General features: G+C 40.4%; 20 protein-coding genes. 10 read left to right on the top strand and 10 right to left on the bottom strand.

What is annotated here, in order from left to right:
- Window positions 1–20 precede the first annotated feature (20 nt).
- Genes LV85_RS11990 through LV85_RS11980 form a run of 3 tightly spaced genes read right to left on the bottom strand, consistent with a single transcriptional unit; the run spans window position 21 to window position 2,812 of the window.
- Complete coding sequence (locus tag LV85_RS11990; RefSeq protein ID WP_111319697.1) at window positions 21–1,064, bottom strand: vWA domain-containing protein; 1,044 nt, start codon at window positions 1,062–1,064, stop codon at window positions 21–23.
- Complete coding sequence (locus tag LV85_RS11985) at window positions 1,045–1,941, bottom strand: hypothetical protein (RefSeq protein WP_111319695.1); 897 nt, start codon at window positions 1,939–1,941, stop codon at window positions 1,045–1,047. Before LV85_RS11985 ends, LV85_RS11990 begins: the two co-directional genes overlap by 20 nt.
- Window positions 1,934–2,812 carry a DUF58 domain-containing protein gene (locus LV85_RS11980; protein ID WP_111319693.1) on the bottom strand — a complete coding sequence of 293 codons (879 nt, stop codon included), beginning with the start codon at window positions 2,810–2,812 and terminating at the stop codon, window positions 1,934–1,936. Before LV85_RS11980 ends, LV85_RS11985 begins: the two co-directional genes overlap by 8 nt.
- A gap of 106 nt (window positions 2,813–2,918) precedes the next feature.
- Between LV85_RS11980 and LV85_RS11975 the strand changes: the two genes are divergently transcribed.
- A complete protein-coding gene (locus LV85_RS11975; RefSeq protein WP_111319691.1) occupies window positions 2,919–3,269 on the top strand; it encodes a DUF4296 domain-containing protein in 351 nt (116 codons plus the stop codon).
- On the top strand, window positions 3,269–5,656 hold the full coding sequence (locus LV85_RS11970) for an endonuclease MutS2 (RefSeq protein ID WP_111319689.1): 2,388 nt from the start codon (window positions 3,269–3,271) through the stop codon (window positions 5,654–5,656). The genes LV85_RS11975 and LV85_RS11970 overlap by 1 nt, the downstream gene beginning before the upstream one ends.
- Before the next feature lie 55 nt (window positions 5,657–5,711).
- Here the strand turns inward: LV85_RS11970 and LV85_RS11965 are convergent, their stop codons facing one another.
- From LV85_RS11965 to LV85_RS11940, 6 genes are all read right to left on the bottom strand, one after another.
- A complete protein-coding gene (locus LV85_RS11965; RefSeq protein WP_111319687.1) occupies window positions 5,712–6,200 on the bottom strand; it encodes a hypothetical protein in 489 nt (162 codons plus the stop codon).
- A 235-nt stretch (window positions 6,201–6,435) separates the two neighbouring features.
- Window positions 6,436–7,056: an ABC transporter ATP-binding protein gene (locus LV85_RS11960; RefSeq protein ID WP_111319685.1), complete on the bottom strand. Its 621-nt coding sequence runs from the start codon at window positions 7,054–7,056 to the stop codon at window positions 6,436–6,438.
- A 2-nt stretch (window positions 7,057–7,058) separates the two neighbouring features.
- Window positions 7,059–7,838 (bottom strand): acyl-ACP--UDP-N-acetylglucosamine O-acyltransferase, encoded by a 780-nt coding sequence (gene lpxA, locus LV85_RS11955; RefSeq protein WP_111319683.1) that lies wholly within the window; start codon window positions 7,836–7,838, stop codon window positions 7,059–7,061.
- On the bottom strand, window positions 7,835–9,229 hold the full coding sequence (locus LV85_RS11950; RefSeq protein ID WP_111319681.1) for a bifunctional UDP-3-O-[3-hydroxymyristoyl] N-acetylglucosamine deacetylase/3-hydroxyacyl-ACP dehydratase: 1,395 nt from the start codon (window positions 9,227–9,229) through the stop codon (window positions 7,835–7,837). Before LV85_RS11950 ends, lpxA begins: the two co-directional genes overlap by 4 nt.
- Window positions 9,230–9,268: 39 nt before the next feature.
- Entirely contained in the window at window positions 9,269–10,291 is a 1,023-nt protein-coding gene (gene lpxD / locus LV85_RS11945) for a UDP-3-O-(3-hydroxymyristoyl)glucosamine N-acyltransferase (RefSeq protein ID WP_111319678.1), read from the bottom strand.
- An 18-nt stretch (window positions 10,292–10,309) separates the two neighbouring features.
- Entirely contained in the window at window positions 10,310–11,542 is a 1,233-nt protein-coding gene (locus tag LV85_RS11940; protein ID WP_111319739.1) for an HD domain-containing protein, read from the bottom strand.
- 59 nt (window positions 11,543–11,601) lie between these two features.
- On the opposite strand from LV85_RS11940, the gene porX reads away from it, so the two are divergent.
- Genes porX through LV85_RS11925 form a run of 3 tightly spaced genes read left to right on the top strand, consistent with a single transcriptional unit; the run spans window position 11,602 to window position 14,799 of the window.
- On the top strand, window positions 11,602–13,158 hold the full coding sequence (gene porX, locus LV85_RS11935) for a T9SS response regulator signal transducer PorX (RefSeq protein WP_111319676.1): 1,557 nt from the start codon (window positions 11,602–11,604) through the stop codon (window positions 13,156–13,158).
- Between the two features lie 8 nt (window positions 13,159–13,166).
- Window positions 13,167–13,598, top strand: a complete 432-nt coding sequence (tsaE, locus tag LV85_RS11930; protein WP_111319674.1) for a tRNA (adenosine(37)-N6)-threonylcarbamoyltransferase complex ATPase subunit type 1 TsaE — start codon at window positions 13,167–13,169, stop codon at window positions 13,596–13,598.
- On the top strand, window positions 13,588–14,799 hold the full coding sequence (locus tag LV85_RS11925) for an alanine dehydrogenase (protein WP_111319672.1): 1,212 nt from the start codon (window positions 13,588–13,590) through the stop codon (window positions 14,797–14,799). The genes tsaE and LV85_RS11925 overlap by 11 nt, the downstream gene beginning before the upstream one ends.
- A gap of 1 nt (window position 14,800) precedes the next feature.
- Here LV85_RS11925 and LV85_RS11920 read toward each other — a convergent pair whose 3' ends face one another.
- Window positions 14,801–15,274 carry a response regulator gene (locus LV85_RS11920; protein WP_111319670.1) on the bottom strand — a complete coding sequence of 158 codons (474 nt, stop codon included), beginning with the start codon at window positions 15,272–15,274 and terminating at the stop codon, window positions 14,801–14,803.
- Between the two features lie 229 nt (window positions 15,275–15,503).
- Here LV85_RS11920 and LV85_RS11915 point away from each other — a divergent pair, with 229 nt between their 5' ends.
- The 5 genes from LV85_RS11915 (at window position 15,504) to LV85_RS11895 (ending at window position 22,228) form a co-directional block, all read left to right on the top strand.
- Complete coding sequence (locus LV85_RS11915) at window positions 15,504–17,732, top strand: Rv1355c family protein (protein WP_158531179.1); 2,229 nt, start codon at window positions 15,504–15,506, stop codon at window positions 17,730–17,732.
- A 5-nt stretch (window positions 17,733–17,737) separates the two neighbouring features.
- Entirely contained in the window at window positions 17,738–18,424 is a 687-nt protein-coding gene (locus LV85_RS11910) for a hypothetical protein (protein WP_111319666.1), read from the top strand.
- Window positions 18,421–20,523 (top strand): sensor histidine kinase, encoded by a 2,103-nt coding sequence (locus tag LV85_RS11905; protein WP_111319664.1) that lies wholly within the window; start codon window positions 18,421–18,423, stop codon window positions 20,521–20,523. Before LV85_RS11910 ends, LV85_RS11905 begins: the two co-directional genes overlap by 4 nt.
- Window positions 20,513–21,598 carry a hybrid sensor histidine kinase/response regulator gene (locus LV85_RS11900; RefSeq protein ID WP_111319662.1) on the top strand — a complete coding sequence of 362 codons (1,086 nt, stop codon included), beginning with the start codon at window positions 20,513–20,515 and terminating at the stop codon, window positions 21,596–21,598. The genes LV85_RS11905 and LV85_RS11900 overlap by 11 nt, the downstream gene beginning before the upstream one ends.
- A gap of 90 nt (window positions 21,599–21,688) precedes the next feature.
- Window positions 21,689–22,228: an inorganic diphosphatase gene (locus LV85_RS11895; RefSeq protein WP_111319660.1), complete on the top strand. Its 540-nt coding sequence runs from the start codon at window positions 21,689–21,691 to the stop codon at window positions 22,226–22,228.
- Window positions 22,229–22,516: the final 288 nt, after the last annotated feature.

Raw genomic sequence — 22,516 nt, 5'->3', positions numbered from 1 at the left:
TTTTTTCTGACTAAAGGGAACTAATCCAATAAGAAGTTATTGAGGAAACTACTTTTAAGAAGTAACCATACAAAGAACAGCATCAGACCCCAGAACATATAAACTCGATAATAGTCTGCCGTTTCTTTGTAGCGGTTTTCTATGACTTCGGTTTTTTCGAGCGTGTCTATTCTGTCGAAAATAGCTGCTAAAGTCCCTCCATCAGCAGCTCTGAAGAATTCTCCATTCCCGATTTTAGCGATTTCGCGAAGTGTAGTTTCATCCAAGTAACTTTCTACCATCTGTGGTCTTCCAAAGAAGTCTGTGCCATAAGGTACCAAGCCATCCTTACCCATAGCAATGGTATAAAGCTTAATGTCTAGCGCTGAAGCAAGATTAGCAGCGAAAAGCGGATCTACATTACCTGCATTACTTTCTCCATCACTGAGTAGGATCATCACTTTGGAAGCAGACTCAGATTCTTTCATCCTGTTGGTTCCGGACGCCAAAGCAGAACCGATCGCTGTTCCTTTGGCTTCCATCATGCTGAAGGAAATCTCTTTGACCAGATCGGTGAGCAATTCATAGTCGTTGGTCAAGGGAGCTAAGGAATATGCTTCGCCTGCGAATACCACCATTCCTATCCTGTCCCCCACACGGCCATTAATAAACTCAATCGCAGTGGCTTTCGCCGCTTCCAAGCGATTAGGAGTAAAATCCTGCAGGTCCATTGATTCTGAGATATCCAAGACCAACATAATATCAATTCCCTCAGTAAATTGCTCCACACGCTCATTACTACGCTGAGGTCTGGCTAGCGCCACTACGAGCATGATCAGAAAGAGGTAGAAAAATCCTGTAGGAATAAGACGTAAATAAGTCCAGGGATTGTTGTTTGCTACACGTTTGGGAAGTGATAGCTCCAGAACTGGGTTTTTCAGGAACTTCACAAAAGTTCTGAAAAGCATGAATAAAGGAATGATCCAAATCAAATTTAATAAAATCGGATTTTCCCATTCGTAGCTTTTGAAGGTCTCAGGCTGAAACCAGGACCAGCTAAAGAATTCAGACAGCTGCTCTCTCATGCGTGATTTTGGTTTGTTTTTCCTGATATTTTTCTCTTGCTACTTCTAGTAGATAGGTCGTTGCTTCCTCAGTTTTCGAAGAAGCCCCTGCATAAATGATCAAATCAATAGCACGTAGTGCTTGGAAGATCTCGATTTTATCCATTCGTTCTCCTATTTCGCTAGAAGTCCATTCTTTCACTGGAAGATTGGTGAGACTTTCCATATAGCCTTTCCAGAGACCAATTACCTCATCTGCGGATTCAATGGATGGATTTTCAGTAAGCAAAGCAGTTTGAGTTTTCCACCTTTTCTCAAATTGTGCCCAGCGTCTCTTTTCTCTTCGTTCTTTCCAATACTCTTTGATTTTGTCTGCAAATAGGAAATAGAATACTCCTAACAACAAAACGATTGCTCCGAGTACAATTCCGATGATAATCCAGTTGAAAGACTTTTCTAGAGGCTGGTAAATGTTGTTTTCCTGAAACACCAACTCCTCAGGAATGCTGTCCAAGGTAAGTTTCAACTTAAGTTCTGCTTCTAGAGGATAATGAACCACACTGTCATATCTCGCCAATTCATAGACAGGTAATGTCAAGAAAGTGCTTGGATCGAGAGAGAAATTGGATAGGTAGTAGATAGTGCTATCCTGAGTCACAGAATCCAGTGTATGTGAGATGAAGGTTTGCTTTTCCAGCAATACTAGCGGAGAGAAGTCGTAAGTAGAATCCGGAAAGATTATTTGCTTAGACTCTGGATAGCTTGCTTTTAGCACATAGCCTACACGCTCTCCAAGTTTGGCTGAATCTTGCATAAAATAGCCATTGACCTGGATTTGCTGAGCGTTACTCAGGATTGGAATCAGGAGAAATAGAAAGATTTTGAGCGCTTTAGCCACGTTTCATGCTTTTGTTTCGGTACTTAAATAGCTCGAGTAGGGGGCCTACTATGTCTTGGGTAGTGTCGATTGAAAGGTAATTTATTTGGTTCTTTTTGCAAATAGTTTTTAAATGCTCTCGCTCGGTAGTAAAGGTATCTGCTATTTTTTTAGAAAAGCTTCCAAAAGCGGTGTTTACCCAAGTTGTTTTGCCTTTTTCTTTATCATACACAGGAATAATACCAAGCGATGGCAAAGCAGATTCCCGAGGATCAGTGAGTTGGATGGCTACCACATCATGACGCTCAGCAAGCGCCTTGAATGGTCGCTCGTAACCTTCGTCTATAAAATCAGATATCACTACAATCACCGCTCTCTTCTTGATGAGATTCAGTGCAAACATAAACATAGAGTTCAAATCCGTTTTCAAAGAATTGTTCTCATGATCAAAGATACCACGGATCATTTTCACACCTTGCTTACTGCCTTTGGATGGGAGAATCAGTTTTTCCTTTTGATCAGAATAACTGATCAAACCAACCTGAGAACCTTCGAATACTGCTGCCAGCGTCAACACTCCGGCGATGACCTTTCCTTGATCGATTTTCTTATTGCCTGGCTGACCAATATCCTGACTTCCACTGATGTCTAGAAGAAAGAAAACTGACTGTTCCTTGTCTTCACGAAACGTTTTGACAAATGTCCCGTGTCCCTTAGCAGATACTTTCCACTCAATGGTACGAATATCGTCTCCATATTGATAAGGACGCAGGTCATCAAACTCCAATCCTGATCCTTTGAACAGCGACTGGTATTCTCCTTGCAGGTGATTATTAGCCACCTTTCGGATCATGATTTCGTATTTTCTGAGCTTGCTGAATAATTCGTTCATGAATGGTGATTTGAACGGCCTAAGTTATGCTTCTAAGCTGAATTATAAAATTTCAGTTACATGAAGGGTGGGGAGTTTTTCCGTTAAAAAAACCTAATTTTGACCTGTGAAGAGATTTTTGATACTAAGTATTTGCTTTCTGCCACTTCTAAGTTGCAATTCCAGCAACAAGCCAGAAGGTTTATTGTCTGAGGATAAGATGGTTGAAGTGCTAATAGATATTCATCTTACTGAGGGGATTGCAAGTGCAATGCCAGTAACCTATGATTCATCTAAGGTGCTGTATAATTTACTGGAAAAAGATGTTTTCCTCAAGCATGAGGTGATCGATTCAGTCTTCACACAGAGTATGTTGTATTACCTTCGTGATCCTGCTGAAATGGAGCAGATTTATTCTCGTGTAGTTGATTCCCTCGTAGTTAGAGAGTCCTCCGACGGAATTATAGACCAATTCTAATGCTATACCCTCGCAACCTCGAACAAAAAGTAAATTTCCTGAAGGTCAAAGAACTGCTAAAAGTAGAGTGTACTTCTTTGCTCGGGCAGCAGTATGTCGATCGTCTGACATTCTCTTCGGATTATAAATTGGTCGGTAAATTATTGGATCAGACGGAGGAATTTCGTCAGATACTGATTTCTGGGGAGCTTTTTCCTTCCTCCAATTTCACCAATCTCAATCCCTACTTAGAGAAAGCCAAGTTGGAAAACTCCTTCCTTGATGTGGAGGATTTCTACGAGATAAAACTTTCGCTGGATACCCTTAGGAGCTGTGTTTCTTTTTTTCAGAAAAGAGAAGAAGAATACCCAGTATTGAGTCAGTTGCTCGGATTGCTGATGGATCTCGATATGAGCTTACTCAAAGCCATAGAGCTGATTATCGATGAAAAGGGCAAAATGAGAAGCAATGCAAGTAAGGATTTGCAGCTGATCAGAAGTCAGATTATCTATGAGGAAAGTCGCCTGCGCAAAGTAATGGAGCGGGTGTTCAAAGAAGCCAGAGCAAAAGGACTTACGTCAGAGGATTCTGCGATTACGGTCAGATCTGGCAGATTAGTGATTCCTGTGGCTGCTGAGAACAAGCGGAAACTTCGTGGTTTTATCCACGATGAATCAGCCACTGGTCAGACGGTGTTTATGGAGCCTGAGGAAGCTTTGGATATCAATAATGAGATTCGTGACCTCGAATACATGGAGCGACGTGAGATTATCAAGATCTTGACGCAGCTGACTGATAAAATCAGACCCGCAATTCCAGCACTGAGAAAGGCAACCAATTTCCTTGGCTTGATGGATTTCATTCGTGCCAAGGCAAAATTTGCTCAAAAGACAGATAGCTGCAGGCCAGTCATCACCAAAGAAAGACAACTTACTTGGACTAAGGCAAGACATCCTATTTTGGAAATTGCACTCAAATCCCAAGGAAAGAATATAGTTCCACTAGACGTTAGTCTAAGTGGTCACGAGCGCTTACTGGTGATCTCAGGACCCAATGCAGGAGGAAAATCAGTGACACTCAAAACCGTTGCGCTGCTACAGTATATGCTACAGTGCGGGATGTTGATACCAGTTCATCCGGACTCCAAAAGTTCACTGTTCGATAATTTCTTTATCGATATAGGAGATGAGCAAAACCTGGAAAATGACCTAAGTACCTATAGTTCCCACTTGATGAGTATGAAGCATTTTTCGCTTTTTTCAAATAAGAAAACTATTCTCTTTATAGATGAATTTGGTACGGGCACCGAGCCGCAATTTGGGGGAGCAATCGCCGAATCCATTCTATTGGCTTTGAACAAACTGGGAGCATATGGTGTGCTAACTACTCACTATGGCAATTTGAAGCAAATCGCAAACAAAAACCAAGGCATGGTGAATGGGGCGATGCGTTACGATGTTGAAAAATTGGAACCCTTATATCAGCTTGAAATTGGTAAGCCAGGCTCTTCTTTTGCTTTGGAGATTGCTTCAAAAATCGGTATTCCAAAGGAAATATTGAAATATGCCAAAGAGCAAATTGGTGATGAGCGCGTTAGATATGATAGATTGTTGACGCAGGTTGAGAACGAAAAGAATCAGTATTCAACCTTGCTTGCAGATGTTAAGGCAAAAGAGCGTCTGCTCAAAACCCGGCTTCAGGAATACAATGAACTAAAGGAGACCATGGAGACAACCAAAAAGCGTTATCTCCAAGAAGCTAAACAAGAGGCGAAGCAATTGCTAGATCAGGCGAATAAGCGGATAGAAGCTACGATTAGAGAGATCAAGGAAGGCAAAGCCGAGAAGGAGGCAACGAAGCTGGTTCGTAAGGATTTGGAAGAATTCAAGGAGAAAGTAAAGCCAGAGAAGGATATTATCAAAAGTCCTGAAATCAAAGTTTTGGCTGGTAAGATAGCTGTAGGAGACTGGGTGAGAGTGAAGGATAACGGTGCTATTGCAGAAGTACTACAAGTAAAAGGTAACGAGGTAGAGGTTTCCATTGGTGAGCTCAAATCTAAGGTTAAGCTTTCCAGATTAGAGAAGATTTCTCAAGGCGAAGTCAAGAAAGAAAAGAAGGCTGCGGTGTCTCGAAGTGGATATAATACCAATGATAAGATGATGGATTTCTCCCCCAACCTGGATATCAGAGGCAAAAGAGGTGAAGAGATTCTCTTCTTGATCCAAACCTTCATCGATGAAGGCTTTATGCTTGGGGTGAAAGATCTCCGGATCGTTCACGGCAAGGGTAATGGGGTCCTTCGGGATTTAACACGGAATTTTCTGAGAGATATGAGCCATGTGGGACACATGGAAGATGAGCATGCGGATCGAGGTGGTGCAGGAGTTACGCTGGTGACCCTGAAATAAAAGTAAAAGGGGAACGATATCGCCCCCCTTTAGTTATGGTTGGTGGTTTTAGAATTTATTTTTTCAGCAAGTTAAAGGTATAGCTTCCTGCTACGGCCATCACACCATTTACCCTCGCTCCAGGAAGAGGGATAGTAAATGTGAGTGTCAAGTTATTGTTGTTTTGAGTAAAGGATATCTCTCTACCTGCGGCTGGTTTTGTGCCAGAAAGCATAAATTTATCGAAGTTGGTCCCCTCAAAACTCCAGCTGCCAGAAGTATCGAAAAGATCATTGTTGTTTTTGGAAGTATAGGTTTTGGCAGACCCTGATTTCATTACCAATTCAAAACCAGCATAGACATCAGTCACGACTTTTCCGTCACGCTCCACAGATCCACCTCCGTCAATTCCCCATGTTTGAGAGCCAGAACCTGTCAATGCTTCGGTTGCTATTTCTTCTGCAGTCTTCTTTGGTGGATCTGGAGTAGGATCATCTTTTTTGCAACTTTGGATTGTAAGTATTGCGCAAGCGAGTAGGACGCATCTGAAAAAATTTGATTTCATAGTTTTAGATTTATTGCCTGAAATTAAAGATATGAATTTAAGTTTATTTGTTTATCTGCTTTTCTGCCTGTAAAGTAACAAATGCATCATAGGATTAGGTGAACTCGAGCACTGAACGCACTTCGCTCACCGGTCACTTGTACTGAGCGTAGTTGAAGTGTCGGTCTTCAGCTAGTAAACCCAAGAAACAGGCTACAGGCATCATAGCTGAAAATGATATAAGTTTAGTTGGTGTTTACTTAAAATCTTCTAGCGTGATTTTTTGTTCACAAAATTCATATTCTCGTGGCTCATTAGAGCAGATTACTAGAATTCTGTTTTTTCCATATTCACGCATCATTTCCTGATACCAGTCTATGCCTTTTCGGTCAAGATTGGAAGTAGGCTCATCAAGTAATATCAAAGGGACATCAGAAAAAAGTGCCAAACCCAGTTTTAGCCGCTGTTTCATCCCAGAGGAGAATTGTCCAACAGCCTTTGAAACATGCTGAGTGAGGTAAATTTGCTCTATGATTTCTTTGGGAGAAATTCCGTTTAGAGGCTTTTTGAACTTGAAATGGAAATTTAGTAATTCCTCCAAACTGAATTCTTCTGGCACTTCCATATAGGGAGCAGAAATGCTCAAGTGTGAAAACCAGTCTGTTTCTGAGATAGATTTCCCATCAATGGCATAATCGATTTTCCCAGAGCTTATTGGTATGGCGCCAGACAGGCATTTCAGCAAAGTAGATTTACCTGATCCGTTGCTTCCGGTAATAGCTAGAGAATTACCTTGAGATAGATCAAGACTTAGATTTTTAAAAATCCATTCGTATTGGAAGCGTTTTGAGGCTTCTTCTAAGTGGATTTTCAGCATAGTTAATTAATGTAGCCTTTCATCACGCCACGCTCAGAGGAGCGAATGAAATTCAAAATCTCATCTCTTTCTTTGGTAGCAGGTAGATTCACTTCGATTTCTTCCAATGCACGACTGTTGTTCATGCTGTTTAGGAAAAGGAAGCGATAGACTTCCTGAATATGGGAAATAGACTCACTGGAAAATCCTCGTCTACGTAATCCCAGAGAATTTACGCCGGCATAGGAAAGTGGCTCACGAGCAGCTTTGGTGAATGGAGGAACATCTTTTCTGACCAAAGAACCTCCAGAAATCATGGCATGCATTCCGATTTTCACGAATTGGTGCACCGCACTAGATCCGCCTACTATTGCCCAATCATCGATAGATACATGTCCAGCGATTTGTACAGAATTGGCGATTATGACATGACTTCCAATGACGCAGTCGTGTGCTACGTGTACATAAGCCATTAGAAGGCAGTGGCTTCCGATAACAGTGGTTTGTTTTTCTACTGTGCCTCTACTGATTGTAACACACTCTCTGATAGTGGTGTGGTCACCAATCATAACGGTAGAATCTTCTCCTTGGAATTTCAAATCCTGAGGAATACCAGCAATTACAGCACCTGGGAATATCTTACAGTTTTTTCCAATTTTTGCACCAGAAAAAATAGTGACATTTGGTCCAATCCAAGAATTATCACCAATGGTGACATTCTCGCCAATCATAGTGAAGGGGTCGATTTGAACATTCTTCCCTATGGTTGCTTTAGGGTCAATATGGGCTAAAGGACTGATCATAATTCTTTTCGGGTTATGCTTGCTGTCATTACGGCCTCACAGACTAATGTAGTTCCGACATAAGCTTCACCACGCATTTTTGCTATACCTCTTCTTATCGGGGCCAAAAGTTCACATTTAAAAATCAGAGTATCACCAGGAAGTACCATTTTTCTGAACTTACAATTTTCGATTCCCAGAAAATATGTCCAGTAATTTTCTGGATCATCCACTGTACTCAATACTAAAATTCCTCCTGTTTGAGCCATAGCCTCTACTTGTAATACCCCAGGCATTACAGGATTTGAAGGGAAATGACCCATAAAGAACGGTTCATTGATAGTTACATTTTTCACGCCAGCTACTACCGTGTTATCCAGATAGATGATTTTGTCAAGTAACTGAAAAGGATATCTATGCGGCAAAATGCTGCTGATTTGGGTGATATCCATTACTGGAGGAAGCCTTGGGTCGTAATACGGAATGTGAGAAGTGGAAGACTTCTCCATTACACGTTTTATTTTCTTTGCGAAGGCTACATTCGCTGCATGCCCAGGTCTTGCTGCCAAGATTTGAGCTTTGAGCGGACGTCCTACCAAAGCCAGATCTCCAACTACATCAAGTAATTTATGTCTTGCAGGCTCATTGCGATAGCGAAGATCCACATTGTTTAAAATGCCTTCTTTCTTTACCTCAACTTTTGGCTTGTTAAACATCTTAGCCAAATTAACCAATTCTTTTTCTTCTACAATCCTATCTACCACCACAATAGCATTATTCAGGTCTCCTCCTTTGATCAAGTTAGAGTTATACAGCATTTCCAGCTCATGCAAAAAGCAGAAGGTACGACAAGATGCAATCTCTGATTTGAATTGGCCAATGTCGGTAATCGATGCATGCTGACTACCGAGTACAGGTGAGTTGTAATCTACCATCACGGTCACGCGATAATTGTCCGTTGGCAAAGCAACCATCTCTACTTCACGAGCAGAATCCTTGTATTGGATACTTTCCTGTACTTCGTAAAATCTTCTTAGGGCATTTTGTTCTTCTAGGCCAGCTTCTTCTAAGACTTCGATAAACTGTATAGAAGAACCATCCATGATCGGCGGCTCTGGGCCATCTAACTGGATAAGGACATTGTCAATCTCCAAGCCAACTAATGCTGCCAAAACATGCTCTACAGTATAAACGCGAGCACCATTTTGCTCCAAAGTTGTACCTCTGGAAACATCTACTACTAGATCGCAATCTGCATCTACTGTTGGTCTGCCTTCCAGGTCAATTCGCTGAAACTTATATCCGTGATTTGGGGGTGCAGGAAGAAATGTCATGTTTGAAATGACACCCGTGTGGAGACCCACTCCGGATAATTCCACCTGTTTTTTAATGGTGTGTTGTTTTACTTTCATCTGATTTTTGAACCGTTCAGCATGCTAAAGGCTGCAAATTTACTGCTTTTTTTCTAGTTCTTTTATGCGGTCTTCCATCCCTTCCAGGTTTTTGAAAATAGAATAGGACTTGAGGAAGTTTTTCATGTCCATTCCGATATAGCCAAAATGGGTGAATCCAGGCTTTTTAATTCCCTTAATAATGCCTGTTTTGGCTCCTATGGTGGTATTGTCTGCTATATTCAAATGGCCTATTATTCCTACTTGCCCTGCGATAATGCAATTTTTCCCGATTACTGTAGATCCAGAAATTCCTGTTTGGGATGCGATTACTGTATTTTCGCCTATGATCACATTATGAGCGATTTGTACCAGATTATCGATTTTTACTCCTTTTTTAATTAATGTAGATCCCATCGTGGCGCAATCAATCGTGCTATTTGCTCCCACACTGACATTGTCTTCTAGGATTACATTTCCTATCTGCGGGATGGCTTTGTAGGTCCCATCGCCTTGTGGAGCAAAGCCAAAGCCATCAGAGCCAATTACAGCTCCAGGGTGGATTTCACAATTATCTCCAATGATGGTATCAGCACATATTTTTGCACCGGCATGTATGATTACATGATCGCCCAGCTGTACTCGATCGCCAATATGGACATGACTGTGGATTTTCACCGACTCGCCTATTTTACAGTTTTTGCCGATGTAAGAAAAAGCAGCTCGGAAAGCCTGATCGCCAATCTGAGAACTAGGATCTATAAATGAAGGCTCTTCCACACCCACAATACTGCTTTTCATCATCATGGCATAAGCCTCTAGCAGTTTGGTGAATCCGTTGTAAGCATCTTCAACGCGGATTAAATTCGTTTTGAATTCTTTGGTTGCGCTGAAGTCATTTGAGACGATGACCGCTGTGGCCTCCGTTTCGTAGATAAAGGGAGTGTATTTTTCATTCGCCAAAAAACTTATGCCTCCCGGCTTGCCCTCTTGGATTTTGTCCAATCGAGAAACTTTTTGGTTTTCGTCGCCTTCTACTTTTCCTTCAAGAATCGAAGCAACTTGTCCGAGGGTAAATTCCATAAACAATTATAAACGGAGTTAATAAGTTAAATTTAAGCTTTTGGCTTTACATACATAATGTTTCTCCACGATTTTACTCATGACTTTTATATTTGGTAAGTCCGCAGCCTTAGCTACATCAATTACCTTTCCTTTTTTTGTTAAAATATTAATTCTGTCTTTGACCAGGTAACCATAGTTGCTTACGGCGCCATGGGAAAAGAAATAATCGATGTCTTCGATTGGTATTTGAAGCTTAGAAATAGTTTTCTGCTTAGCTCGTTCAATTTCCTCTGGCGTAAAAACTTCATTTCTCAAGGTTACCTTAAAAAGGTTACGTGTTAAAAACATTTGAGATATGTTTCTTAGTACATAGTCAGGATGATTTTTCCAAAGCTTAACCGCTCCCCAAATATCGAAATCGTCCATTTCGAGAAATAAGCGCAAATAGTCTGGATTAGTTCGGAAGTCCGCTAAAGATAAGTTTTGATTCAAAAAGAAATCAAACTCCTCAGTGATTGTGAATTGAGTGCCAGAATGACGTAGAAATCTCGCACGCTGTATCAGCTTGATTAGCATTTTCTCGGCACTGACGGTGGTTTTGTGCAAATACACCTGCCAGTACATCAAGCGCCGCGCACTTAGGAAGTTTTCAATAGAATAAATCCCTTTTTCTTCGATGACTACCAGATCATCTTTCACATCCATCATTTTGATGATGCGATCCGCTCCGATGGTTCCTTCTGATACTCCAGTGAAAAAACAGTCACGTTGTAAGTAGTCTAGCCGGTCAATATCTAATTGACTGGAAACCAGCTGATGAAAGAATTTGCGTTCGTATTGATTCTTAAATATTCTTAAAGAAAGGTCTAGTTTGCCACCAAACTCCTGATTGAGGAGTTCAATAGTCAAAAGGGAGAGCTCTTCATGAGGAATGCCTCTGAGTAAGCTATATTCCAAGGCATGCGAAAAAGGTCCATGCCCAATGTCATGCAAAAGAATAGCGATTAAAGCAGCTTCATATTCCTGGTCTGTGATTTCAGTACCTTTTATTCGTAGATTGTCTAGCGTAATGCTCATCAAGTGCATTGCCCCAATCGCATGATGAAATCGGGTGTGGAGTGCACCGGGATAGACAAAATCAGTCAGACCCAGTTGTTTTATTCTCCGCAATCGTTGAAAATAAGGATGGTCGATAATCGTAAAAATCAACTCGCTAGGGATCGTGATAAATCCGTAAACGGGGTCGTTTAATATCTTCTGGCTTTTCAAGGAGGCCTTTTTTGTTTGACTCAAAAGTAATTATAATTTTAAAAGAAACGGAACCTGAAATGTCTCAAAAATTCAACATACTCTGGGCAGACGATGAAATCGATTTGCTCAAACCACACATCTTATTTCTCGAACAGAAAGGCTACGCCATCACTACGGTCAATTCGGGTGTGGATGCCATCGAAGAAGTAGAGCAGAAAAACTTTGATGTAATCTTCTTGGATGAAATGATGCCGGGAATGACTGGACTGGAAACACTGCAGCAAATCAAGCAGATTAAACCGCAGGTACCGGTGGTGATGATTACCAAAAGTGAGGAAGAGCATATCATGGATGATGCTATTGGTGGGAAGATTGCCGATTATCTGATCAAGCCGATCAACCCTAGCCAAATTTTGCTTTCTGTGAAGAAGCTCCTTCAGAATAAGCAGTTAATTGATGAGCGAACTACCCAGAGTTACCAGCAAGATTTCATGAATATAAGCATGGCCTTTGATGATGCAGAAGATCATCAGGACTGGGCGGACATCTATCGGAAGTTGACCTATTGGGAAATGCAGATCGATGATACAGAGAACAAAAACATGCTTCCTGTGCTGGAATCGCAGAAAATCGAGGCAAATGCCAATTTCTCTAAATTTATCAAAGAGAATTACTTGGATTGGATGGAGGAAAAAAATCCAACCAAACCTCTGCTTTCTCATCAGGTGATGAAGAAAAAAGTTTTTCCACACATCAAAGAGAAGAAGCCCCTATTCTTTATTGTAATTGATAATTTCAGATTGGACCAATGGGAAGATATAGAGTCAATTATTTCTCCTTATTTCAATATAAAGGACAAGGGGACTTACTATAGTATTTTGCCGACCACAACGGCCTTTGCCAGAAATGCTCTTTTCAGTGGGATGATGCCTATGGACATGGCGAGATTCTATCCCAACTTCTGGGAGGATGAGGACTCTGATGAAGGCAAAAATAACTTTGAGGAAGAGTGGCTAAAAATAAACCTCGAAAAAAACAGGCTTCCGATCAAGTCTAGCTATAACAAAATAATTCAGGCACATCAAGGAAAAGCTGTTTTGGAGCAGTTTCATACATTTCTTCAAAATGATCTGAATGTGCTGGTCTATAATTTCGTGGATATGGTTTCGCATGCGAGAACTGATATGAAGATGATCCGGGAATTGGCTCCAGATGAGTCTGCCTACAGATCTTTGACTTCTAGTTGGTTTGAGCATTCCTCCTTATTTGAGCTATTGAAAAAAATCCATGATGCTGGAGCTGAGGTTATCATTACGACTGATCATGGAACCAAGCGTGTAAATAAACCTTACCGAATCATTGGTGATAAAAACGTAACTACAAACCTACGCTACAAGCAAGGAAAAAACTTGAATTTTGAGCAAGGGAAAGTTTTTGAGATCAAAAAACCTGAAGATGCCAAGTTGCCCAGATTGAATGTATCTTCTACCTATGTGTTTGCCGTGGAGGATTATTTCTTTGCATACCCCAATAATTACAATTATTATGTGAACTTCTATAAGGATACCTTTCAGCATGGAGGCGTATCTTTGGAGGAAATGATCATTCCGATCGTTCATTTGTCACCCAAATAATTGAGCATTTGACACAGTTCACATACGAGCTAGATGAGATAGAAAAGGCGGCAAAAGCTGTGATAAAAGCTGCTGCTGATGAAAAAGTATGGGTATTTCAAGGTGATATGGGAGCCGGGAAAACTACGCTTATCAAGGCGCTTTCCAACGCTTTCTCCGTCAGCGATCAGGTTAGTAGTCCTACTTTCGGCATTGTCAATCATTATGAAAATCAAGGTGGTGATATTTTTTACCACTTCGATTTTTATAGAATGGATGACCCTACAGAAGCCTTGGATATCGGAATAGAAGAGTATTTTTATAGTGGAAATTATTGCTGGCTAGAATGGGCTGAGAAAATTGCTGCATTTTTGCCAGAGAAATTTCTCCTAATTCGGATCAGTCATGATACGGAAACACAACGAACCCTGAACCTACAACACATCCAAGATGCCAGCTGAACTTGATCAACTTACAGCCGTGGGACTGATCCCAAAAGAATCGCCAGCGCAGGTGCGAAAAAGTGATCATTCCTTGGTGGTTGGACTTCCAAAAGAAAGTTCTCCCCAAGAAAAACGAATTGTTATCACCCCTGAATCGGTAGGTTTACTTACCAACAATGGGATCAATGTAGTTGTGGAGGCTGGAGCAGGTTTGCAATCGAAGTTTTCGGATCAGGATTTCTCTGATGCTGGCGCTAAAGTAACGAGTTCAAAGAAAGAGGTGTTCGAATCGAATACTGTGCTCAAAATTGATCCACCTACCCAAGAGGAGTTAGAGTACATGACACAGGGAAGTTGCCTCATGTCAGCTTTGCAGCTCGAAAGACAAAGTCAGGAGTTTATCCAAACACTCAATAGAAAGAAGATCACTGCTGTAGCATTTGAATACTTAGAGGACAAGGTAGGAGGGATGCCGGTAGTTCGTGCTATGTCAGAGATCGCAGGAAGTACGGTTATGCTAATTGCGGCAGAATACCTTTCTAGTGAAAATGATGGTAAAGGTTTGATTATGGGAGGAGTGACTGGGGTTCCGCCTACACAGGTTGTGATCATAGGAGCAGGTACTGTTGCGGAATATGCAGCAAGAACTGCCTTGGGCCTAGGAGCCAATATTAAAGTTTTTGACAATCATATTTACAAACTACGTAGACTCAAGCAGCTGCTTGGTCAGCAGATTTATACTTCTACCATAGATAATTTCAGTCTCAACCAAGCACTTTCGGAGGCAGATGTAGTTATAGGTGCCTTACGAGCGGAGAAAGGCAGAAATAAAATAGTGGTGTCAGAGGAAATGGTTGCCAATATGATGCATGGCAGTATCATTATAGATGTAGCGATTGATCAGGGTGGCTGTATTGAGACGGGTAGAATGACTTCCCATGATGAACCTGTCTATCAAGTTCACGATATCACACATTATTGTGTGCCTAATATTGCTTCACGCGTCGCTCGAACTGCTTCCTATTCCTTGAGTAATATTTTTACTCCCATTATCCTGCAAATGGCGGACTTGAGGAGCGCTGAGGAAATGATATTCAATTATAAGTGGTTTTTGAGAGGAGTCTATACCTATAGAGGGAGTTTGACGAATGCTTACTTGGGGAGAAAATTTGGGATCAGTCATAAGGAATTACAACTTTTGCTTGCCGCTAGGTACTAGGTTAGGAAAGCAGGTTTTGACGAAGTATAAACTCCAATTGCTCATTTGACTTGATCAGGGCTTTAGTCAATTTTTCATTTTCTTTCCGAAGCAGATAGATTTCATAAGCATTTTTGATCACTGTTCTTAGGTAGTCTTCCTCCCAAGGTTTGGTCAAATAATGATAAACCTGTCCTTTGTTGATAGCGTCTATCACTGCTTGGATATCAGTGTATCCTGTCAAGAGTATACGGATTGGTTTGGGGTAAATAGGAATAATAGATTCCAAGAATTCCACGCCAGTTTCTCCTGGCATCCGTTGATCGGTAATAATAATATCTACTTCTTCATTTTTCAGAAGCTCCCTAGCTTCATTAGCATCTATTGCTATGAAAATTTGATAATCTCTCCTAAACGTGGCTTTGAATGCCTGAAGATTATTTTCTTCATCATCTACATATAAGATTTTAATTTTTTCCTGAGACTTAATTTCCATCCGACAAATTTGTCTAAAAACTATCGATACACTACAATCAAGGAATATTTTTTCGTAAAAAAAAGTAAACTCCACTTCAAGTCTCTTCGCTGATTGTACTATCTTAAGTCATTGTTATAAAACAGATCAAAATATTGGACTTATAGTTGAATGGATTACCTTTGCTGCACTTTATCACCCCCGATAAGAAACAATGTTTAGTAGTTCACAGTTTCATCTTGAAAATCAGATGTTTCCAGTAATCTTTCACCCTTTAGATTATTCGGACTCATTGGTTTTCAAGGAGTTGTATAATAGTAGTGATGTTCGTGTAGTTGATCAATTGGATATTCAGGTAGCTGAATTGATCAAAGCCGTTAATCCCTCCAAATCATTTTCTGATCAGGAATTGACAAATTTGGTCGATCAGTTTTTTATAGATCATGAAAAAGACCGATATGGTAATTGGATTTACTTTCCGTGGAAGAAAGCGCTGATCCGCTTACTTCCTGAAGAGGATTTTATTCGAGTAAGGACTCAGCGAAATAATTACAAAATCACGCCACAGGAGCAGCAGGAGCTCAGTAAAAAGAAAGTTGGTATAATAGGTCTCTCTGTAGGCCAAAGCATTGCTTATGCTATTGCGCTTGAACGAGGCTGCGGTGAAATGAGACTCGCAGATTTTGATACTCTGGAACTGAGTAACCTCAATCGAATCAAAGCAGGAGTTACTGATTTGGGTATGGAGAAGGTTGTTTTGGCTGCAAGAGAAATTTCTGAAATAGATCCTTATTTGAAAATCACAGTGTTTAGAGATGGGATAAGTGAATCTAATATCGAGGGATTTTTATCCGACGGAGGAAACTTAGACCTACTGATAGACGAGTGTGATAGTCTAGACATCAAGGTGCTAGCCCGAGAAAGAGCTAGGGCTAAGCGAATCCCCGTCCTTATGGAGACCTCGGATCGCGGAATGTTAGATGTGGAGCGCTTTGACCAGGAACCCTCTCGAGAGATTTTTCATGGCTTGATGGGAAACTTTAATTATTCGGATCTCAAAAATTTGAGTAATCAGCAGAAAGTTCCGATGGGCTTGAAGATCATAGGTTTAAGTACCATTTCTACGCGAATGAAAGTTTCCTTGCTAGAAGTAAGTCAGTCGATTTCATCTTGGCCGCAGTTGGCCTCCGCAGTATATTTGGGAGGAGCTACCGTAGCAAATGCTTCTAGAAAGTTGCTGCTTGGCGAGGAAGTAGAATCGGGTAGATATTACGTTGATTTGGACGAGATCATCGCTAAGGATAAGAAATCAGCTCCTCAGGTTGCCAAAACACCTAAAACAGATAATGATTTTATCGCCTTGCTGCCAAATACAGACTTGGTTTCAGCATACAAACTTTCGGAGCCGGAGCTAAGGTATCTGATAGAAAAAGCAAATTCAGCACCCTCAGGAGGGAATTCACAGCCATGGAAATGGCTTTTTGATCAGAGCGGAGTCTTGCATTTGGTTCATGATACAGCCAAAAGTGAGTCCCTACTGGATTACTTGGGTACGGGATCCTTACTCGCATTTGGGGCTGCATTGGAGATTATCCAGCTTGTAGCTGCGGATATGGGTATAGATTTATCAGTTCAGCATCATATTCAGGATTTTGAGGAAGAGTTGATCGCATCGATTATCTTTAATTCAAAATTTGAAACACCGATTTCCAATCCTAATGGTGATTTGGTAAAGGGAGTTGGTTTACGATGTACTAATCGTAAAAATGACGAAAGAGAATTGATTGAGCCTGAAACACTTCTTGCTTTTCAGTCTCTCGCAGAAGTAGAGGGGCTGAGCTTAGAACTGATTGACGAGTTGGAAGACCTTAAGAAATTGGCGCCAATAGTAGGGGGAATGGATCGTTTACGTTTGCTGCATGAGCAAGGGTATCGTGACTTTATCAGTGAAATCCGCTGGTCGGAGCAAGAGGCAGAAGAGAGCAAAGATGGTATTGATATTGCCACACTTGAAATGGGAAAACCGGAACGTGCTGCTATGGGACTTATCCGTGACCCTGGAACTGTTGAGTTTTTCAGAAAAAATGATTTGGGCCATGGTTTGGCAAAGATTTCAGATCAAACCTTACTTTCTGCTTCAGCTGTTTTAATGTTTGAGGCAGATGAATACAAGCCAGAATCCTTTTTGAAGGTAGGGGCAGCAGTTCAGCGTGTCTGGATGAAAGCTAATTTATTAGGTTATAGTCTTCAGCCAGTTTCGGCTTCATTATTTATTTTTCATAGATTGATGCGTGAATCAAATACTGGATTTACAGATGATGAGAAAGCCTTAATATTCCAATTTAAAAATGAGCTCAATACGATCCTAAACAAAGATCTAAGCAGAGAAGAGATATTTATGGTAAGGATAAATAAGGTAAGTGCGCCATCTGTGAGAGCCTTAAGAAGGGATGTTTCAGCTAGTTTGATTATACTGTAATTCTGATGTTTAAATTAATAGCATTTAGAGCGATTAATGATCCCGAAAGGTGTCAGAAATTTATAGAAGGGCATAGACAGGTGCTCGAGAGCATTGGTGTAAAGAAAGTTACTTCCGCCAATAACTCATGGGTGAATAATCCAGATGTAATCGTGGTAATCGTGGAGTCGGATGAAGATGGTTTGATTTACGGAGGCGCTAGAATTCATAAAGCTAACTCGTCATATCCGCTACCAATGGTAGAAGCGATAGAAGAGTTGGATAGTAGTATCAAGGAAGTGATAGAGAAGGATATCGATGCTGGTACCGGAGAGATTTGTGGTATGTGGAATTCCAGAAAAATCACAGGAATGGGAATAGGTGCTATTTTTATGTCCAAAGCTTGTCTTGCACTTACTCCTAAACTTGAGTTAACTTCGCTTTATGCCTTGTTTGCTCCGGTCACAGTAAAATTGGGGCTGGAAATGGGCTATGAGGTGTTGACTCAAGTGGGGAACAATGGGACTTTCTATTACCCCAAATTGGATTTAATAGCTACTGCAATGAAAATGTATGATGCCGTGAATTTGCCCATGACTACGCAGGATCACCGAGATTCTATTTTTCAAATTAGAGAAAATGATACGCTAATAATAGAAGAAAATTATAGAGGAAGACATGTGAAGCTGTCTTATACTTCCTACGTAGTATGATCAAATATTTATACGCATTTGTAACTTTTTTATTGCTGGCTTCCTGTTCTGAGAAACCAACAGGCCAATTTGATTTTATTGGCTGGACGGCAGAGGGGGATGAAATTCAAACCGTGCAGGAGTTTTTGACGGTGCCAGATAGCAAGCTTAGTGTTTCTAAGGTTAATTACCTGTCCTTGGGATATTCGGATGCCAGTTTTTGGGTAAGAATCAAAATTGATGAAGGTCAAAGAGAGCACAAGAATCTTGTACTTTCATTAAGTAATCCCATGCTGAATGAGATTGAAGTCTATGATGCGAAGGGAGAATTGATCAAGAAGATGGGGAGAGTGTATGTCGACGGTAATGATTTCAACACCCTTTTTAATTTAGCAAAACTTTCCGATCAGGGATCATTGACCTTCAACTTAAGAATCAAGAGTTTTGGGAATGTGAATGTGCCATTTGAATTGCATAGCGATAGTGAAGAGTATTTGACACTCAATGAACGCAATCTTATTTTTGGAGTCTATTTTGGAATTCTATTGGCGATGTTCTTTTACAACTTATTCCTTTGGATTTCTACCAAGGATAATTTGTATGGATTGTACATCAGCTATATCTTTTTTGTAGGATTGACGCAAGGCATTCTAGGAGGCTATATTGATGTATTTGTATGGCCTTCCAGCTTGTTTCTTAAAGAATACGGCTTTTACATCAGCACAGCTTTAGTAAATATTGTGGGGATTTATTACTCCTTAGTGTTTCTGAAAACCAAGTTCTTTAATTCTAGAATTTATCACATTGGGCTTATTATTATTGTTGTTTACGTTTTCATATTGGCATCCTTTGTTTTTGACTTCGGAATTGGGCAATTGAAGTTTAGGTTTTTGCAGGTGTTTTTGGGAATAGTGCCTTTCTACTTACTCTTTATTTCATCCTATAGCCTTCGCAAAGGATATAGGCCTGCCATGTTCTTTTTGATTTCCTGGTCCTTGTTGATCTGTAGCATGATCATTTTTTTATTGAGTGACATGCACATCATTCCACATAATTTTTTCACTAATTATGTTTTCACTTTTGGTTCTGTTTTCGAGACCTTGTTGCTTTCATTTGCGCTAGCAGATAAGATTAATATCCTAAAGAAAGAAAAGGAAAGGGAGCAGGCAGAATTATTAATTGTCCTAGCGGAAAATGAGAAGCTGGTGCGTGAGCAGAATACGGTCCTAGAGGAAAAAGTCAAAATCAGAACTGATGAACTAGAGCAGGTTCTTCGAAATCTACAGAACACTCAGAGTCAGTTGGTGAATCAAGAAAAAATGGCCTCTCTAGGTCAACTCACTGCCGGTATCGCTCATGAGATTAATAATCCAATCAACTTTGTAAGTTCTAATATCATGCCTCTGAAGCGAGATATTAACGATATTATGGAGATAATTGAGTTTTATAGAACCACTGCCACCAAAGAGTTTACGTTAGAATCACAAAAGGCAGCCAAAAAATTGGAGGAGGATTTGGAACTGGACTATGTGTTGACGGAAGTAGATCAGTTGCTGAAGGGCATGGATGATGGCGCTAGAAGAACTGTGGAAATCGTGAAAGGATTACGTTTATTTTCTCGAGTAGATGAACAAGATGTTAAGAAAGTAGATATTCACGATGGCTTAAATAGTACGATCATCCTACTCAATAGTACCATGCCTACCAAAATCCGGGTTATTCGTGATTTTGGCGAATTGCCATTAGTGGAGTGCTTAGCGGGGAAAATCAATCAGGTATTTATGAACATCATTAACAATGCTGTTCATGCTTTGGCTGACCATATTGATTCCATCGTTGATCCCCAAATAGTGCTTCGGACCAGAGCAATAGGAGAGGATATTACGATAGAAATTATTGACAATGGCCCTGGGATGCCTGAGCATGTGAAGCAGCGAATCTTTGAACCTTTCTTTACGACAAAGGCGGTAGGGAAAGGCACAGGTTTGGGTCTATCAATAGTTTATTCTATTATTGAAAATCACAAGGGGACATTAGAAGTAATTACAGAAGAAAACAAGGGAACCACTTTTAAAATAACCCTTCCTATATATCAAAGTACTGAGCGCTATGAATCATAAAATCCATGTTCTGTATATAGATGACGAGGATAATAATCTTCAATCTTTCAGGGCGACCTTAAGAAAAGACTTCAAAATCTATACCGCTATAGATGCTTATGAGGGCTTGAAAATAGCCAAGGAGGAAGATATCCATGTAGTAATAGCTGATCAGAGAATGCCTGGTATGACGGGCACGGAGTTTTTTGAGGAACTTATGAAGTTCAATCCTGATCCTATCCGAATTCTACTGACGGGATATTCGGATATAGCCTCCGTGATCGATGCTATTAATAAGGGTGAGGTATATCGGTTTATTGATAAGCCATGGAATATTGAGCAGATTAAAAATTCAATTAAAAATGCTGCTGATATTTTTTTTATGAGGCGCGAGCTTAAGGATAAAAGTCAGAAGCTCAAAAAGTTGCATTCTGAGATGAACCAGTTTGTGTATAGTTTGTCTCATGAGTTGCGAGGCCCCTTGATGAGTATATCGGGGGTGTCCAAGTTGGCCAAAATGGAACTTAAAGACCCTGAGTCAGGAGAGTATTTTGATATGATAGATAGCGCTATAGGCAAGCTAGATGATTATATCTACAAAATGCTGGATTTCTATAGATCTACTAAAATGGACCATAAGATTTCCGATATCAATTTTCGAGATGTTGTCAAGCAGCAAGTAATGGCTTACGAAGAAAAGTTTGCAATTGATCATATTCAGATTGATATACAGATCAATCAAGAGCATGCTTTTTTCTCAGATGATGCTAAAATCCGGGTGATCCTCAATAATCTTTTTAGCAATGCAGTCCAATTTCAGAAGGTGGACCAAAGTGGACAAAAAATAAGGTTGAGCATAGATGTAACTGAATCTGAGGCTAGTATTACCTTAGAAGACAATGGAATAGGGATAGAAGAAAAGCATCATCCAGATGTCTTTAATTTGTTTTCTCGGGCTACTCAGAAGAATGTGGGAACAGGTCTAGGGCTCTATATGGTCAAAGAAGCCGTAGAGCAAATGGGCGGAAAAATTGACATGGAATCCGTCTTTGGAGAGAGAACTACTTTTAAAGTCACGCTGCCAAGTATGAAATAAGTAGTGGTTTCTGGGCATTTTCGTGCTAAACCTTATCTTTGCACGAGCTTTGTGAAAAGCTTCACTTTTTATTAACTAATTCAAGATATTATGATTAATCCTTGGCATGACGTCAACATCGGGAAAAATGCCCCTGAATTCGTAACAGGTGTAATTGAAATACCTAAGGGTAGCAAAGGGAAGTACGAGCTGGACAAGAAAACCGGGATGCTTATGCTAGACCGTGTACTCTTCTCAGCGGTGCATTATCCAGCAAACTACGGCTTTATCCCACAGACTTTCTGTGAAGACCATGACCCATTGGACATTCTGATTATTTCTCAGATTGATATTCCATCTATGTGTCTGGTAGAGGCCAAGGTGATTGGTGTGATGAGAATGATCGATGGTGGCGAAGCGGATGATAAGATCATTGCCGTAGCTGCTGGCGACCAGTCTGTGAACTATATCGATGATATTGATAATCTTCCTCCACACTTGATGAAGGAGATTCATCGATTCTTTGAGGATTATAAAAAACTGGAAAACAAGGAAGTAAAAGTAGAAGACTTCCTCGGCAAAGAAGATGCGATGCGAATCATCAGAGAAAGTGTTGAACTATACGATGTGAACTTTCGAACTAGAAAATAAACTGACAAGCCTGGGATTTGATCTCAGGCTTTTTTGCTTTTGCACGCGGAGTGTACAGATGCTTCATAGAGTTCTCAGGATAGCTGAGAAAAGTAAATCTGAGAGTTAATGTCAATAGCCTGATTTTAAGACTGATGTATTTACTAGGTGAAGTTACGGGATAAAATGACTGAAGACTTCGATTGGCCACTTTCTTTTCACTCCTTACTTTTTAAAAAAAATCAAATCCCTGAAAACTGAGCTTTCGACTTCGCTACCAATGACGGATTATAATTTTCACCGCAAATC

The sequence above is a fragment of the Algoriphagus chordae genome, from assembly GCF_003254055.1.
Taxonomy (GTDB): domain Bacteria; phylum Bacteroidota; class Bacteroidia; order Cytophagales; family Cyclobacteriaceae; genus Algoriphagus; species Algoriphagus chordae.
This window is presented reverse-complemented; position numbering and strand designations above follow the sequence as displayed.

Bases quoted from the DNA above. Each gene is read 5' to 3' on its own strand.
- lpxD (WP_111319678.1), bottom strand. From the start codon at position 10,291: ATGGAATTTACCCTCGGACAAGTTGCTTCGATTCTTGAAGGAAAAGTA.
- porX (WP_111319676.1), top strand. From the start codon at position 11,602: ATGTCTCAAAAATTCAACATACTCTGGGCAGACGATGAAATCGATTTG.
- LV85_RS11970 (WP_111319689.1), top strand. From the start codon at position 3,269: ATGCTATACCCTCGCAACCTCGAACAAAAAGTAAATTTCCTGAAGGTC.
- lpxA (WP_111319683.1), bottom strand. From the start codon at position 7,838: ATGATCAGTCCTTTAGCCCATATTGACCCTAAAGCAACCATAGGGAAG.
- LV85_RS11920 (WP_111319670.1), bottom strand. From the start codon at position 15,274: ATGGAAATTAAGTCTCAGGAAAAAATTAAAATCTTATATGTAGATGAT.
- LV85_RS11960 (WP_111319685.1), bottom strand. From the start codon at position 7,056: ATGCTGAAAATCCACTTAGAAGAAGCCTCAAAACGCTTCCAATACGAA.
- LV85_RS11905 (WP_111319664.1), top strand. From the start codon at position 18,421: ATGATCAAATATTTATACGCATTTGTAACTTTTTTATTGCTGGCTTCC.
- LV85_RS11965 (WP_111319687.1), bottom strand. From the start codon at position 6,200: ATGAAATCAAATTTTTTCAGATGCGTCCTACTCGCTTGCGCAATACTT.
- LV85_RS11900 (WP_111319662.1), top strand. From the start codon at position 20,513: ATGAATCATAAAATCCATGTTCTGTATATAGATGACGAGGATAATAAT.
- LV85_RS11950 (WP_111319681.1), bottom strand. From the start codon at position 9,229: ATGAAAGTAAAACAACACACCATTAAAAAACAGGTGGAATTATCCGGA.
- LV85_RS11910 (WP_111319666.1), top strand. From the start codon at position 17,738: ATGTTTAAATTAATAGCATTTAGAGCGATTAATGATCCCGAAAGGTGT.
- LV85_RS11895 (WP_111319660.1), top strand. From the start codon at position 21,689: ATGATTAATCCTTGGCATGACGTCAACATCGGGAAAAATGCCCCTGAA.
- LV85_RS11990 (WP_111319697.1), bottom strand. From the start codon at position 1,064: ATGAGAGAGCAGCTGTCTGAATTCTTTAGCTGGTCCTGGTTTCAGCCT.
- LV85_RS11980 (WP_111319693.1), bottom strand. From the start codon at position 2,812: ATGAACGAATTATTCAGCAAGCTCAGAAAATACGAAATCATGATCCGA.
- LV85_RS11925 (WP_111319672.1), top strand. From the start codon at position 13,588: ATGCCAGCTGAACTTGATCAACTTACAGCCGTGGGACTGATCCCAAAA.
- LV85_RS11915 (WP_158531179.1), top strand. From the start codon at position 15,504: ATGTTTCCAGTAATCTTTCACCCTTTAGATTATTCGGACTCATTGGTT.